The 14094-nt window shown below is 67.2% G+C and carries 16 protein-coding genes; 12 read left to right on the top strand and 4 right to left on the bottom strand.

Features of this window, described 5'->3' with window-relative positions:
* Positions 1–18 precede the first annotated feature (18 nt).
* Genes QZS21_RS02695 through smpB form a run of 4 tightly spaced genes read right to left on the bottom strand, consistent with a single transcriptional unit; the run spans position 19 to position 2298 of the window.
* A complete protein-coding gene (locus QZS21_RS02695) occupies positions 19–777 on the bottom strand; it encodes an SDR family oxidoreductase (RefSeq protein WP_295579943.1) in 759 nt (252 codons plus the stop codon).
* A 25-nt stretch (positions 778–802) separates the two neighbouring features.
* Positions 803–1336, bottom strand: coding sequence for a peptidylprolyl isomerase (locus QZS21_RS02690; protein WP_295579937.1), 534 nt, complete (start codon positions 1334–1336; stop codon positions 803–805).
* A gap of 18 nt (positions 1337–1354) precedes the next feature.
* Positions 1355–1825 carry a hypothetical protein gene (locus QZS21_RS02685; protein ID WP_295579933.1) on the bottom strand — a complete coding sequence of 157 codons (471 nt, stop codon included), beginning with the start codon at positions 1823–1825 and terminating at the stop codon, positions 1355–1357.
* Positions 1822–2298 (bottom strand): SsrA-binding protein SmpB, encoded by a 477-nt coding sequence (smpB, locus tag QZS21_RS02680; protein ID WP_295579931.1) that lies wholly within the window; start codon positions 2296–2298, stop codon positions 1822–1824. Before smpB ends, QZS21_RS02685 begins: the two co-directional genes overlap by 4 nt.
* A gap of 209 nt (positions 2299–2507) precedes the next feature.
* Here smpB and QZS21_RS02675 point away from each other — a divergent pair, with 209 nt between their 5' ends.
* The 12 genes from QZS21_RS02675 to QZS21_RS02620 all read left to right on the top strand — a co-directional run bounded on the left by QZS21_RS02675 (position 2508) and on the right by QZS21_RS02620 (position 13743).
* The gene (locus QZS21_RS02675; RefSeq protein ID WP_295579899.1) at positions 2508–3059 is read left to right on the top strand and encodes an NUDIX domain-containing protein; all 552 of its coding nucleotides are present in this window, start codon (positions 2508–2510) and stop codon (positions 3057–3059) included.
* 21 nt (positions 3060–3080) lie between these two features.
* Positions 3081–3791 (top strand): response regulator, encoded by a 711-nt coding sequence (locus tag QZS21_RS02670; protein ID WP_295579897.1) that lies wholly within the window; start codon positions 3081–3083, stop codon positions 3789–3791.
* Between the two features lie 36 nt (positions 3792–3827).
* The gene (locus QZS21_RS02665) at positions 3828–5633 is read left to right on the top strand and encodes an ATP-binding protein (protein ID WP_295579894.1); all 1806 of its coding nucleotides are present in this window, start codon (positions 3828–3830) and stop codon (positions 5631–5633) included.
* Between the two features lie 21 nt (positions 5634–5654).
* Positions 5655–6941 (top strand): hypothetical protein, encoded by a 1287-nt coding sequence (locus tag QZS21_RS02660; RefSeq protein WP_295579892.1) that lies wholly within the window; start codon positions 5655–5657, stop codon positions 6939–6941.
* A gap of 22 nt (positions 6942–6963) precedes the next feature.
* Positions 6964–7773 (top strand): hypothetical protein, encoded by an 810-nt coding sequence (locus QZS21_RS02655; RefSeq protein ID WP_295579890.1) that lies wholly within the window; start codon positions 6964–6966, stop codon positions 7771–7773.
* A gap of 324 nt (positions 7774–8097) precedes the next feature.
* Positions 8098–9396 (top strand): UDP-N-acetylglucosamine 1-carboxyvinyltransferase, encoded by a 1299-nt coding sequence (locus QZS21_RS02650; protein ID WP_295579889.1) that lies wholly within the window; start codon positions 8098–8100, stop codon positions 9394–9396.
* 106 nt (positions 9397–9502) lie between these two features.
* Entirely contained in the window at positions 9503–10303 is an 801-nt protein-coding gene (locus QZS21_RS02645; protein WP_295579886.1) for an MBL fold metallo-hydrolase, read from the top strand.
* Complete coding sequence (rlmH, locus tag QZS21_RS02640) at positions 10291–10773, top strand: 23S rRNA (pseudouridine(1915)-N(3))-methyltransferase RlmH (protein WP_295579885.1); 483 nt, start codon at positions 10291–10293, stop codon at positions 10771–10773. The genes QZS21_RS02645 and rlmH overlap by 13 nt, the downstream gene beginning before the upstream one ends.
* A gap of 14 nt (positions 10774–10787) precedes the next feature.
* Positions 10788–11096 (top strand): hypothetical protein, encoded by a 309-nt coding sequence (locus tag QZS21_RS02635; RefSeq protein WP_295579883.1) that lies wholly within the window; start codon positions 10788–10790, stop codon positions 11094–11096.
* 23 nt (positions 11097–11119) lie between these two features.
* Complete coding sequence (locus QZS21_RS02630; RefSeq protein WP_295579881.1) at positions 11120–12847, top strand: phospho-sugar mutase; 1728 nt, start codon at positions 11120–11122, stop codon at positions 12845–12847.
* Positions 12848–12997: 150 nt separating this feature from the next.
* Positions 12998–13354 (top strand): DUF134 domain-containing protein, encoded by a 357-nt coding sequence (locus QZS21_RS02625; RefSeq protein WP_295579879.1) that lies wholly within the window; start codon positions 12998–13000, stop codon positions 13352–13354.
* Entirely contained in the window at positions 13351–13743 is a 393-nt protein-coding gene (locus QZS21_RS02620; protein WP_295579877.1) for a NifB/NifX family molybdenum-iron cluster-binding protein, read from the top strand. The genes QZS21_RS02625 and QZS21_RS02620 overlap by 4 nt, the downstream gene beginning before the upstream one ends.
* The last annotated feature ends 351 nt before the right edge of the window (positions 13744–14094 follow it).

Below are 14094 nucleotides of genomic sequence, written 5' to 3'. Positions count from 1 at the left end.
TACGATTCCGTGACATTTTCAGGTTCCCGTCAGTTTGACCATCAGTTTCACCGGGGTGACCTTGGCCAGCACCCGGTAGAACTTGTAAAAGAGCCGGGGCGTATAGACCGTCCGCCCCGCCCGGGCCGCCCGGAGGGCGCCGCCCGCCACCTGCACCTGGTCGCAGTAGGGCAGAGTCTCAAAGGTCCGGGAGTTGCCGGTGATGCCGCCCACGTCCAGAAACTCCGTCCGCATGGGGCCGGGGCAGACCGCCGTGGCGGTGATTCCCAGGGGGCGCAGCTCCTCCGCAAGGCCGATGGTAAAGGAGGAGACGTAGGCCTTGGTGGAGGAGTACACCGTCATCCGGGGATTGGGGCAGAAGGAGGCGATGGAGGACACATTGAGAATGCGGCCCCCGGGCACCATATAGGGAACCGTCAGATTGGTGACGGCGGTGAGGGCCCGGACGTTCAGATCCACCATCCGGGTCTGGGAGGCGGTGTCCACCTCGCCGATGCGGCCCAGATAGCCGCAGCCCGCGTTGTTCACCAGCAGCACCACCTCCGGCTGCTCCGCCTGGAGCTTTTCCCGGAAGACCATGAAGCTCATGGCGTCGCACAAATCCAGGGCCAGGCAGGCCACGGTCTTCCCCGGCAGGGTCTCCGCGATCTCCGCCAGCCGCTCCCCCCGGCGGGCCACCAGCCAGTAGCTCTCCACCTCGGGGAACACGTCCGCCACCTGGCGGACCAGCTCCCGTCCCAGGCCCGAGGACGCGCCGGTGATAATGGCCGTTTTCATCCTAGCCGCCTCCTTCCGATTCGATTCAGTGGGTCTGGGGAGCGGGGTAGTCCACGCCCTGGGTATCCACCCGGATGGACTGGATCACCACGTCCTTCTTGGGCTTGTCGTTGGCCATGTTGCGCTGCACCCGGGAGATGTCCACGGCGATCTCCGCCCCCTCCACCACCTGGCCGAAGGCGGCGTACTGGCCGTCCAGATGGGGCGCGGGCGCCACCATCACGAAGAACTGGCTGCCGGCGGAGTTGGGGGCCATGGTGCGGGCCATGGACAGCACGCCGGTGGTATGGGCCAGGTCGTTCTCCCGGAAGCCGTTGGCGGCGAACTCGCCGTCGATCTCATAGCCGGGGCCGCCCATGCCGGTGCCGTCGGGGCAGCCGCCCTGGATCATGAAGCCGGGGATAACCCGGTGGAAAATCAAGCCGTCGTAAAAGCCCTTGTTGGCCAGGGAGATGAAATTGTTGACGGTGTTGGGGGCCTTGGCGGGGTACAGCTCGGCCGTCATCACGCGGCCGTCCTCCATGGTGATGGTGGCAATGGGCAGTTTGTTCTCAGACATCTTCTCTAAATTCCTTTCTCAAATCATGTCCGCAGACACTTGATATTTTTTCAGATAGGCGATGAACAGGTCGAAATTCTTCATGCCCTTCTCACACCGGGCCAGCACCCGGCCGTTCTCCGCCAGCAGCTTGGGATTGTCGCTGAAATCCCGGCGCACGCTGGCGATGTCCTCCACCTGAAAGCTGCTGTGCCGGCCGAAGAGGTCGGTATAGCGCATCACGGGGCCGTCCAGCTCCAGGCGGTGGTTTTTGTACTTCAGCAGCACCACGATCCCCACCAGCACGGAGACCGCCCCGGCCACCAGCAGATCCTGGTTCTGGGCCAGGCCGCCGGAGGCCACGGTCCAGGCGGCGACGCCGCCGAAGCCCACGAGCAGCAGCAGGCCCACGACCAGCATGGTCCCGCCCTGTCGGACCACAAACCGCTGGGGCACCTGGTCCGCCGGAATTTCCCCGGCGGTCTGGGGCCGCCCCCGGAACAAACTCATCGGTAATTCCTCTCTTTCATGGCGCGGTCAATCTCCCGGCCCGCGTCCCGGGCCGCGGTGGCCGCCCGCTTGTCGTAATTCTTCTTGCCCTTGCAAAGGCCGATCTCCAGCTTCACCCGGGCGTTGCGGAAGTAGACGGACAGCGGCACCAGGGTGTACCCATCCTGCATCACCAGATCATGCAGCCGGCGGATCTCCCGCTTGTGCATCAGCAGCCGCCGGACCCGGACCGGGTCCCGGTTGAAGATATTCCCCTTTTCATAGGGGGAGATGTGCATCCCATGGACGTGCAGCTCCCCGTCCTTGATGGTGCAGTAGGCGTCCTTCAGGTTCAGCGTGCCCGCCCGGATGGACTTGACCTCCGTGCCGAACAGCTCGATGCCCGCCTCGAATTTGTCCTCCACGAAGTAGTCGTGGTAGGCCTTGCGGTTCTGGGCCGCGATTTTGATTCCCTTTTTCTCCGTGGGTTCCACCTCGCCTCCTGGCAGTTCTCCCAGCAGTATACCATGCTTTTCTCCGATCTTCAAGAGAAAGAACGGCCTTTGCATTTCCAGGGGACCGTGTTATAATATGGACTGCCGGGCATTCCCCCGGGGCGGCTGCCCCGGCGCTTTTTCAGGCGGTCCCGGCACCGTAAGGATGGACCGTTTTTTCCGAATCCAAACATTGAGGTGTTTTTGATATGATGCGAGATATCCGAGACCTGACGGAGACCATGCTCAGCCGGAAGGAGCAGTACCGCGGGCCGCTGTTCAGCGTCCACACGGACCAGGTGCTGCTGCCCAACGGCCACACCGCCGGCCGGGAGGTGGTGGAGCACGTGGACGGCGTGGCGGTGCTGCCCCTGGACGAGCGGAACAACGTGCTGACGGTGACCCAGTACCGCTACGTCTTCGGCAGGACCCTGCTGGAGATTCCGGCGGGAAAGCTGGACGAGGGCGAGGACCCGGTCACCGGCGCCCTGCGGGAGCTGCGGGAGGAGACCGGCGCCGTGCCGGACGTCTTTTTGCCCCTGGGGCGCATCCTCCCCGCCCCGGGGTGTTACAGCGAGGTGCTGCACCTGTTCCTGGCCCGGGGACTCCGCATGGAGGAGCAGTGTCTGGACCCGGACGAATTTCTGCATGTGGAGCGCATCCCCTTCGATGAGATGGTGCACCGGTGCCTCAACGGCGAGATCGAGGACGCCAAGACGGTGGCCGCCGTGCTGAAGGCCAAGGTACAGCTGGGGCTGTAAACGACGACGGGAGGTTTGTGCATGGACAAACAGAAGACCATTTTGATTGTGGAAGACGAGAAAAACATCGTGGACATCCTGCGGTTCAACCTCCAGCGGGAGGGCTATGAGACCGGGGAGGCCTACGACGGGGCCGACGGGCTGGACAAGGCCCGGGGCCTGAACCCGGACCTGATTTTGCTGGACGTCATGCTGCCGAAGATGAACGGCTTCGACGTGTGCCGCACCCTGCGCCGGGAGGGGAACAATGTGCCCGTCATCATCCTCACCGCCCGGGAGGAGGAGGCGGACAAGGTGCTGGGCCTGGAGATCGGCGCGGACGACTATATCACCAAGCCCTTCTCCATGCGGGAGCTGGTGGCCCGGGTGGGCGCCAACATCCGCCGCACCGCCATGAGCGCCCCCGCCGCCGCCAAGGCCGCGGACAGCGCCATGCCCGTGGCGGGGGACCTGTCCATCAACACCGACAGCCACCAGGTGTTCCGGGAGGGGAAGGCCATCGACCTGACCCAGCGGGAATACGAGCTGCTGACCTTCCTGGCCAGCCACCCCAACAAGGTCTACTCCCGGGTGGATTTGATGGAGCAGGTATGGAACTACGGCTATGTGGGGGACGACGTGCGCACCGTGGACGTGACGGTGCGGCGGCTGCGGGAGAAGATCGAGGAGGATCCCGCCACCCCCGTGTATATCCTCACCCGCCGGGGCGCCGGGTACTACTTCAGCGTTTGACCAATCCGGCGGCTCCGCCGTAAGGGAGGTGTTTGCGTGTTCCGCAGCCTGCACATGAAGCTGACGCTGATCCTGCTGCTGCTCATCACGTCGCTGATGGCGGTGGTGGGCGCCTTTTTGACCACCAGCGTCTCCAGCTTCTATATCAATACCTTTTACCAGCAGATGGACGACGTCTTCGGCGCCGACCGCCGGGAATTTGTGGACTCCCTCCGGGAGGGCGCCGCCCAGGAGGACGGCGCGGCGCTCATTCAGGAGATTCTGAAGGCCAACGCCGGGTCCCTGGGCATTGACTACCGCACCCGGAACTACTTTGTGCTGGACGGCGCCAGCGGCGGCTATCTCACCGGCTCCGCCGACGCCGCCGCCCTCCCCCGGGAACAGAGCGCCAACCTGCTCACCGCCCGCAACGCGGTGGTCCAGGGGGACGGGACGGCGGTGGGGGACGAGAGCGACATCACCGCCGAGTACATGGACCTGGCGGTGCCCATCCTGGGGGGCGGGAACGCCTTCATCATCTATATCCTGGACAACAAGGACACGGTGTCCGGCCTGAACAACCAGCTCTTCCTCATCATCATGCAGGCCCTCATCATCGGGCTTTTGATCTCCGTGCTGCTGAGCTTCCTGCTCTCCAAGACCATGGTGGGGCCCATCGAGAAGCTGACGGCGGGGGCGGAGAAGGTGGCCGCCGGCAATTTTGACAGCGCCCTGCCGGTGGAGTCCACCGACGAGATCGGCATCCTCACCGGCACCTTCAACGAGATGGCGGGGGTGCTTCAGTCCACCCTGGCGGCCATGGAGAACGAGCGCAACAAGCTGGACACCCTCTTCCTCCACATGACCGACGGCGTGGTGGCCTTCGACCACACGGGGAAGCTGATCCACTGCAACCCCGCCGCCAAGACCATGCTCCAGCGGGACATCCCCGACACCTGCACCTATGAGGAGCTGTTCGGGGACGTGTACGCCTTTCGGGAGGTGCTGGCCATCCAGCGGCCCAACCACGCCGAGGGGGAGAAGCACGTGGGCGACCGGACGCTGGAGCTGTACCTGGCCCCCTTCTCCGACCAGGAGCGGGGCGGCGCGCTGATCCTGCTCCACGACGTGACGGAGCAGCACCGCAACGAGGAGCGGCGCAAGGAGTTCGTGGCCAACGTCTCCCACGAGCTGCGCACCCCCCTCACCAACGTCCGCAGCTACGCCGAGACTCTCCGGGACGCCAACGGCGACATCCCCCCGGACATGGCGGCGGGCTTTCTGGACATCATCATCACCGAGACGGACCGGATGACCCACATCGTCCAGGACCTGCTCACCCTGTCCCGGCTGGACGCGGGCAGCACGGAGCTGGTGCTCTCCCGCTTCCCCTTCGGGGAGGCCATCGAGAGCGTGGTCCGGGCCAACGCCCTCAACGCCAAGCAGCGGGGCCACACCCTGACCTACCTCCCGCCGGAGAGCCTGCCCCTCATCGTGGGGGACCGGAGCCGGCTGGAGCAGGTGATGATGAACATCATTGGCAACGCCGTCAAGTACACCCCCGACGGCGGCCACATCCGCATCACCGCCGGGTCCACGGAACACACCGTCTGGATGGACGTGTGGGACGACGGCATCGGCATTCCGGAGCAGGACCGGGAGCGCATCTTCGACCGGTTCTACCGGGTGGACAAGGCCCGCTCCCGGGAGTCCGGCGGCACCGGCCTGGGCCTCTCCATCGCCCGGGAGATCGTCCAGCGCCACCGCGGCACCATCGCCCTGGCCCCCCACGAGGGCCCCGGCACCACCGTCCGGCTGACGCTGCCCATCGCCCAGGAGCGGAGCGCGGACGACGCCCAGTAAACACAGACAAGGAGGAACGGCATGGACGAAAAGCGGCGCAGCCGCCGGGATTTTCTGCAAAACATCACCATCGTGCTGCTGTCCCTCTCGGCGGCGGCCCTGATGGCCCAGACCCAGCTGTACAACCTGGGAGCCGGCGCCGTCGGCCTCTCCCTCCGTCATCTCCTCGGCAGCGGGGACACCGCCGCCCCCGGCTCCGCCACCGCCCAGACCACCGGCCTCGCCGCCCCCGTGCGCGTGGCCGTCACCGGGGCCTACGGCCGCTACGGCGACGTGGCCCTGGTCACCACCCAGGAGGCGTTCCGCCCCCTGGGCAGCCTGCTGGGGGAGGCCCTGGGCTCCGCCGGGACCTACGCCGCCTGCACGGAGGCGGAATTCCTGGCGGCCCTGAAGGACACCTCCATCTACTACGACGCCCTCTCCCCCCTCCCCCTGGCGGTGCTGGCGGAGACGGTGGGCGCCGCCGCGGAGGGCCCCGCCGCCCGCGCCCTGGCCCTCTCGGACACCGGGACGGAGGTCCGCCTCTACCTCTGGGACGGGGAGGAGACCTACCGCTTCTCCACCACCGCCGTCTCCCAGGGCGACCTGGAGAGCGCCGTCAACCGCTATGAGCTGGGCAACGCCGTCTTCGCCTGGGACCGGGCGGAGACGGACCCGGCCTACGCCGCCGTGGCCCCCCTGTCCCTCCTGCTGCCGGACGCCCCGCCGGAGCTGCCGGTGCTCCAGGCCGCCATGCCCCTCTCGGACACCGACGGCCTGCTCACCGCCCTGCGCTTCAACCCCCGGACCAACTACCGCTACCCCGAGTCCAACGGCACGGAGGCGGTGGTGGACGGGGAGCGGTCCCTGCGCATCCGCGCCGACGGCACCGTGCGGTATCAGGGCGGCAGCGAGGCCGCCCTGACCATCGATGCCGCCGACCCCGCCGCCCCCACGGTGCTGGAGGCCGCCACCGGCGCCGCGGCGCTGGTGGGCGGGCTGCTGAGCGCCTCCGGCGACGCAGCGCCGTATCTGGAGAGCGTCACCCAGTCCGGCGCATCCACGGTGCTGCGCTTCGGCTACCAGGCGGGGGGCGTCCCCATCCGCTTTGCCGACGGCTCCGCCGCCGCGGAGGTGACTCTCACCGGGAGCACCGTCTCCAGCCTGACCCTCCGCTTCCGGCAGTACACCGCCTCCGGCGAGACGTCGCTGCTGCTGCCCCTGCGCCAGGCCCTGGCCATCGCCGCCCAAACCCCCGGCGCCGCCCTCTCCATCGGCTACGCCGACGGCGGCGGCTCCTCCGTCAGCGCCTGCTGGCTGGCGGACTGAACAACCGACGAAGGAGGCCCCCATGGACCGGTACCGCCTGAAAAACATCATCATTTTGATCCTGGTTCTGGTCAACCTCTTTCTAGTGGGGTCGCTGGCCATCCGGGAGACCTCCCGCCGCTCCGCCAGGCGCACCGCGGCGGAGCAATTGGTGGCCCTCTTCGCCGCCGACGGCATCGCCCTGGACCCCGCCGCCGTCTCCGGCGAGACGCCCCCCGCCGCCCGCACCCTCCTCCGGGACACGGCGCTGGAGCGGCAGGCCGCCGCGGCGCTGCTGGGCAACCACCTCTCCCGCTCCGACCAGGGCGGCGGCATCACCACCTATTCCAGCAGCCAGGGCGCGGCGCTGTTCCGGGCCAGCGGCAGCTTTGACGCCAGCGGCACCCTGGCAAGGACCGACGCCGTTGACTTCTGCCGGGCGTTTTGCAAGGAGTTCCGCTACGAGGAGCCGGTGTTCCAGATGGACGGCACCGGCAGCGGCACCGCCACCGTCACCCGGCTGTACGACGGCTTTCCCGTGTTCAACTGCACCGTCACCTTCACCATCGAAACCGGCGTGCTGACCGCCGTCAGCGGCACGCTGCTGCCGGAGACCGACGCCGAAACCGATACCGAGACCCAGCCCCTCTCCGCCGCCGCCGCCCTGACGGCCTTCCAGCAGATGCGGCGGGAGACCGGCGCCGTGGTCTCCTCCGTCACCGGAATGGACCGCTGTTTCGAGCTCCAGAGCTCCCCCGCCGTGGCCATGTCCCTGGTGCCGGCGTGGCGCATTGTGACGAACACGAAGGAATATTACGTAAACTGTCAAACCGGCGCCGTCACCTCTTCGTAAACGCTGTCGCATCCCGTCTTGTTTTCAATTTTTCCAGGAGCCGGGCAGGAATGATTTGCAATTCCTGCCCGGCCGTGGTATACTATCCACAACGTGGCTATGGTCCTCAGGGTTCCGGCCGCTTTTCCGTCCCCGGAGGGACGTCTTTCCGCTTGGCACACGGCGCCGTTTTTGCGGCGCTGTGACCGCGTGCGGCAGCGACGGACGGCTTCGCCGTTTCGGATATCCGTTCCGGGTATGAACCGCCGCCCCGCGGGCAAACTGTCTGCAAAGAGCCGTTTGCCGATACAAAAGAATCAGTTCCTTTGAAGAGAGGGTCACGCTTTGACAAAGTATTTGATACAGGGTGGAAAGCCCCTGTTTGGTGAGGTTGAGATCAGCGGCGCCAAGAATGCCGCCGTCGCCATTATTCCCGCCGCGCTGCTGGTGGATGGGGTCTGCCGCATTGAGAACCTGCCCCAGATTTCCGACGTCACCATGTGCCTGCGCATCCTGGAACAGCTGGGCGCCAGCATCCGCACCGTCAACCGCCACACCGTGGAAATCGACTGCCGCCGCATCCACTCCACCCGGACCAGTTATGAGCTGGCCCGGCGGATTCGCGCCTCCTACTACCTGATCGGCTCTCTGCTGGGCCGCTTCGGCGAGGCGGAGGTAGCCATGCCCGGCGGGTGCAACTTCGGCGTCCGCCCCATCGACCAGCACGTGAAGGGCTTCACCACCCTGGGGGCCAAGGTGTTGGTGGAGGGCGGCTTTATCCACGCCTCCGCGGAGGGCGGCCGCCTCAAGGGCGCCAACATCTACCTGGACGTGGTATCCGTGGGCGCCACCATGAACATCATGATGGCCGCCGTCATGGCGGAGGGGAACACTGTCATCGAAAACGCCGCTAAGGAGCCCCACATCGTGGATTTGGCCAACTTCCTCAACTCCATGGGGGCCAACGTCCGGGGCGCCGGCACCGACACCATCAAAATCCGGGGGGTAGAGCATCTCTCCGGCGGCTCCTACGCCATCATCCCCGACCAGATCGAGGCGGGGACCTATATGGCCGCCGTGGCCGCCACCGGCGGCCAGGTGCTGGTGAAGAACATCATCCCCAAGCACATGGACTGCATCACCGCCAAGCTCCAGGAGTGCGGCGTGGAGGTGGAGGAGCGGGAGGACACCCTCCTGGTCCGCCGCACCGGCAGGCTCCAGAAGGCCAATGTCAAAACCCTGCCCTACCCCGGCTTCCCCACGGATATGCAGCCCCAGATCACCGCCGTTCTGTGCTTGGCGGAGGGCACCTCCCTGGTGACGGAGAGCGTGTGGAACAACCGCTACCGCTACGTGGATGAGCTCAAGCGCATGGGCGCCTCCATCCAGGTGGACGACAAAACCGCCGTGGTGGAGGGGGTGGACCACCTCACCGGCGCCCCCATCCAGGCCTGCGACCTGCGGGCCGGTGCCGCCCTGGTCATCGCCGCCCTGGCCGCCCACGGCCAGAGCGAAATCAGCTGCGTCCAATACATTGAGCGGGGCTACGAGGACATCGTGGCCAAGCTGCGGGCGCTGGGCGCCGACATCCGCTCCCTCCAGGACGCGGAGGAGTCCGAGGAGCTGGAAGCGCATATCGGCTGACCCTGTTCTCTTTGTATCCACCTGCGTCCGCCGGGGAGGATGACGGCCCTTGGTCGGCGTTCTTCCCCGGCGGACGCTTTACTTTTTTGACAAACGAGGGATCATTTTGACCACAGTACATACCCTGGCCAGCGGCTCCTCCGGGAACGCCCTGCTCCTCTCCTGCGACGGCACCCATCTGCTGCTGGACGCGGGCATCTCCTGCCGCCGGATCACCGCCGCCCTCCGGGAGCTGGGCCTGGCGCCGGAGGCGCTGGACGCGGTGCTGGTCACCCACACCCACGCGGACCACATCTCCGGGCTCCAGACTCTGCTCAAGCGCACCGCCTGCCCCGTTCAGTCCACTGGCCGCACCTGCCGGGAGCTGGAATACCGCATGGCGGGCATCCACCCCCGGCTGGAGGAGCTCCCCCTGTGCGTGCCCGTCTCTCTGGGCGGCTGCACCGTCACCGCCTTCCCCACCTCCCACGACGCCCCCGGCTCCTGCGGCTACCGCATCGACACGGCGGACGGCGCCGTGGGCCTGCTGACGGACACGGGTTACATCCCCGGCGAGGCGGCGGAGATTCTGCCCGGGGCGGCGCTGGTGTTTCTGGAGGCCAACCACGACGTGGAGGCCCTGCGCAGCGGGCCCTACCCCTACTATCTGAAGCAGCGCATCCTGGGCGTCGAGGGCCACCTCTCCAACGGCGACGCCGCCCGGTTCGCCGTAACCCTGGCGGAGAGCGGCACGGAGGAGCTGGTGCTCTCCCACCTCAGCCGGGAGAACAACACCCCCGCCATGGCCCGCACCGCCGTGGAGACCGCCCTCTCCGCCGCGGAGCTGGCCCCGCGGCTCTCCGTGGCCCCCCGGGACACCCTGGGCCCCGCCCACACCGTGGCCAGGAGGGCGCTATGCAGAGAGTGACGCTGCTGTGCGTGGGGAAGCTGAAGGAGGCTTTCTACGCCGACGCGGCGGCGGAGTACGCCAAGCGCCTCTCCCGGTACTGCAAGCTGGAATTGGTGGAGCTGCCGGAGGAGCGTCTGCCGGAGAACCCCTCCCCCGCCCAGATCGACGCCGCCCTGGCCCGGGAGGCGGACGCCGTCCGGGCCAAGCTGCCCCCCGGCGCCGGGCTCGTCGCCCTGTGCGTGGAGGGGCGCATGCACAGCAGCGAGGAGCTGGCCCGGCGGATGGACAGCTGGGCCCAGCAGGGCGGCAGCCGCCTGGCGTTTGTCATCGGCGGGTCCTTCGGCCTCCACTCCTCCCTCAAGGCAGAGGCTTGGGAGCGGCTGTCCATGTCCCCCATGACGTTTCCCCACCATCTGGCCCGGGTGATGCTGCTGGAGCAGATCTACCGGGCGTACCAGATCAACGCGGGAACCAAATATCACAAGTAAAGGTGGTCTTGCCCATGGAACAGGCACAGGATTTTCGGGGCCGGTCGGAGGCCATTCCGGCGGACTGGCCCCGGGATGCCGCCGGCGCACCGGAGCAGGCGGCCCGGCTGGACATCCAGTGGGAGCTGGACAGCATGGCGGACATCACGGTGTCCCTGCTGGCCTCCTGCGGCATCCCCGCCTTCAAGAGCGGGTCCCTGGGCCGGGTGCTGGGGGGCTTCGCCTCCCAGGGAGTGGAGCTGTACGTCCCTGCCTCCCGCCTGGAGGAGGCCCGGGCGGTGCTGGAGGCCCCGGAGGTCCCGGACGACACGACATCCAATTGACATCAATATAGGAGGAATTGTGTATGGCGTTCATGAAGGAATATGAGAAGTGGCTGGCCAGCCCCGCCCTGTCTCCGGAGGAGCACGCGGAGCTGGAGGCCCTCCGAACCGATCCCAAGGAGATCGAGGCCCGGTTTTACGGCCCGCTGGAGTTCGGCACCGCCGGACTGCGGGGCACCATGTGCACCGGCCTGCACAACATGAATCTGCACGTGATCCGCTGGGCCACCCAGGGCTTTGCCGACGTCATCGCCGCCGAGGGCGAGGAGGGCAAGTGCCGGGGCGTGGCCATCTGCATGGACTGCCGCAACCACTCCATGGACTTCGCCCGGGCTGCCGCGGAGGTCTGCGCCGCCAACGGCATCCACGTCCGCATTTTCGAGTCCCTGCGGCCCACGCCGGAGCTGAGCTTTGCCGTGCGGGCCTACCACTGCCAGGCGGGCATCAACGTCACCGCCAGCCACAACCCCAAGGAGTACAACGGCTACAAGGTCTACTGGGAGGACGGCGCCCAGCTCCCCCCCCACCACGCCGACGCCATCGCCAAGCGGCTGGGGGAGATCGACATCTTTGACGGCGTGCGGACCATGCCCTACGGCAAGGCGGTGGAGGCGGGGTTGATCGAGGTCCTGGGCGCCGAGACCGACGAGCAGTTCCTGGACAACGTCATGGCCCAGGTCAATGACTACGAGACCGTGGCCCGGGTGGCGGACACCTTTAAGCTGGTCTACACCCCCTTCCACGGCACCGGCTACCGGCTGATCCCCGAGGCGCTGAAGCGCCTGGGCATCCGGCACCTGATCTGCGTGCCGGAGCAGATGGTCCTGGACGGCAACTTCCCCACGGTGGTCTCCCCCAACCCGGAGAACCCGGAGGGCTTCCACCTGGCGGTGGACATCGCCCAGCGGGAGGGGGCCGACTTCATCCTGGGCTCCGACCCCGACGCGGACCGGGTTGGCATCATGGTGCGGACCAAGGACGGCGCGTTCAAGGTCATCTCCGGCAATCAGACCGGCGTGCTGCTGCTGGACTACCTGATCGGCGCCATGAAGCGCTCCGGCAAGCTGCCGGAGAAGCCCGTGGCCCTGAAAACCATCGTCACCACCGAGATGGCCCGGAAGGTGGCGGAGGTGAACGGCCTCCAGTCCTTCGACACCTTCACCGGCTTCAAGTTCCTGGCGGAGAAGAAGGACAAGCTGGAGGCCGCCGGAGAGGGCAAGGTCATCTTCTCCTATGAGGAGTCCTACGGCTACATGCTGGGGGACTACGTCCGGGACAAGGACGCCGTCACCGCCTCCCTGCTGCTCACGGAGATGGCCGCCTGGTACGCCGCCCAGGGCAAGACCCTGGCCGACGCCCTGGAGGACCTGTACGCCAAATACGGCTACTACGCCGAGAAGACCTACAACCTGGTGATGCCTGGCCTGGACGGCCTCAAGGACATGGCGGCGCTGATGAAGTCCCTCCGGGAGAATCCCCCGGCCCAGCTCTCCGGCGTGGCCGTGGCCGCCTTCAAGGACTACCTGGACGGCTCCGTCACCGACACCGCCACCGGCAGCCGCACCACTATGGAGCTCTCCGGGTCCAACGTGCTCCGCTTCGAGATGGCCGACGGCACCTCCGTCATCGTCCGGCCCTCCGGCACGGAGCCCAAGATCAAGGTCTACATCCTCACCCAGGGCCCGGACGCCGCCGGCGCCCAGGCCAACCTGGAAAAGTACGGCCGGTGGGTGGACACTCTGAAAAAGTAACCGCACGCACGTCCCGGCCCCCTCGGGGGCCGGGATTTTTACGCCCGCCGCCGGCCGTCCGGCGGGGCCGCCTTCAGCAGCGGAAGCATACTTGACATATGCCCAAAAACATGTATACTAGGCATATGTTCAAAATAGAGGAGGGACACCATGCCGCGAACTGCCAAATGCCGCCGGGTCTGCCAGCTCCCGCTCCACTGCCGCTTCTCCCCGGAGCGTCCGGAGGGCCGGGAGGCGGTGGCCCTGACGGTGGAGGAGTATGAGACGCTCCGGCTGATGGACTACCTGGGGCTGAACCAGGAGGAGGCCGCCGCCCGGATGGGCGTGGCCCGAACCACTGTCCAGCGCATCTACGCCCAGGCCCGGCGGAAGCTGTCGGTCTTCCTGGTGGAGGGGCGGCCGCTGCAAATCGGCGGTGGCAGCTATGCCCTCTGCCCCCGGAAGGGCTGCGGCGGCGGCCGCTGCGGCGGGTGCTCCCCGGAAACAGGAAAGGAAGCAGACATATGAAAATCGCAGTTACCTATGAAAACGGACAGGTCTTCGGCCACTTCGGCCACACGGAGCAGTTCAAGCTCTACGACGTGGAAAACGGCGCGGTGACCGCCTCCCGGGTGGTGCCCACCAACGGCAGCGGTCACGGTGCGCTGGCCGGCTTCTTGCAGGCCCAGGGGGCGGACTGCCTGATCTGCGGCGGCATCGGCGGCGGGGCCCAGGCGGCTCTGGCGGAGGCCGGCATCCGGCTGTACGCCGGCTGCACCGGCGACGCGGACCAGCGGGTGGCGGAGCTGCTGGCGGGCACCCTGGCCTGCGTCCAGGACGCCACCTGCGACCACCACCACGGCGAGGACCACGTCTGCGGCGGCCACGGCGAGGGCCACACTTGCGGTCACTGCTGAACCGGCAGGGCCGAGGGGGACCGGGCCGGGGCTGTGTTCGGTCCGCCCGGCAGCTCCTCCGCCAAGCGCGCTTCGCCGCGCATTTCGCTGAACGATGTCCCAGGCCCGTTGGCCGGTGCACCATCTCCGGAGGAGCGGTGTGGGGGACGGCAAAAACGCCCTTCGGACATTCCCGACCGCCGGATTGGTGGGCTCCGCCGGCGGCGATCCCCGCCGTACCAGCAACGGCTTTTCTACAACCGGGTCTGCTGCTGGCGGTGCTGGAAAAGCGGGTCGGGCTAAGGGGTCCGCTTGCGGCGCCTATTTGAAATATCACCGGCGGCCTCTCCTTGGACGAACCCGCCGCAGACC

The organism is uncultured Oscillibacter sp., assembly GCF_900544955.1.
Classification (GTDB): Bacteria; Bacillota; Clostridia; order Oscillospirales; family Oscillospiraceae; genus Oscillibacter.
This window is presented reverse-complemented; position numbering and strand designations above follow the sequence as displayed.

Coding starts and splice junctions, on each gene's coding strand:
- QZS21_RS02695 (WP_295579943.1), bottom strand. CDS start 777: ATGAAAACGGCCATTATCACCGGCGCGTCCTCGGGCCTGGGACGGGAG.
- QZS21_RS02690 (WP_295579937.1), bottom strand. CDS start 1,336: ATGTCTGAGAACAAACTGCCCATTGCCACCATCACCATGGAGGACGGC.
- QZS21_RS02685 (WP_295579933.1), bottom strand. CDS start 1,825: ATGAGTTTGTTCCGGGGGCGGCCCCAGACCGCCGGGGAAATTCCGGCG.
- QZS21_RS02675 (WP_295579899.1), top strand. CDS start 2,508: ATGATGCGAGATATCCGAGACCTGACGGAGACCATGCTCAGCCGGAAG.
- QZS21_RS02670 (WP_295579897.1), top strand. CDS start 3,081: ATGGACAAACAGAAGACCATTTTGATTGTGGAAGACGAGAAAAACATC.
- QZS21_RS02660 (WP_295579892.1), top strand. CDS start 5,655: ATGGACGAAAAGCGGCGCAGCCGCCGGGATTTTCTGCAAAACATCACC.
- QZS21_RS02655 (WP_295579890.1), top strand. CDS start 6,964: ATGGACCGGTACCGCCTGAAAAACATCATCATTTTGATCCTGGTTCTG.
- rlmH (WP_295579885.1), top strand. CDS start 10,291: ATGCAGAGAGTGACGCTGCTGTGCGTGGGGAAGCTGAAGGAGGCTTTC.
- QZS21_RS02635 (WP_295579883.1), top strand. CDS start 10,788: ATGGAACAGGCACAGGATTTTCGGGGCCGGTCGGAGGCCATTCCGGCG.
- QZS21_RS02630 (WP_295579881.1), top strand. CDS start 11,120: ATGGCGTTCATGAAGGAATATGAGAAGTGGCTGGCCAGCCCCGCCCTG.
- QZS21_RS02625 (WP_295579879.1), top strand. CDS start 12,998: ATGCCGCGAACTGCCAAATGCCGCCGGGTCTGCCAGCTCCCGCTCCAC.
- QZS21_RS02620 (WP_295579877.1), top strand. CDS start 13,351: ATGAAAATCGCAGTTACCTATGAAAACGGACAGGTCTTCGGCCACTTC.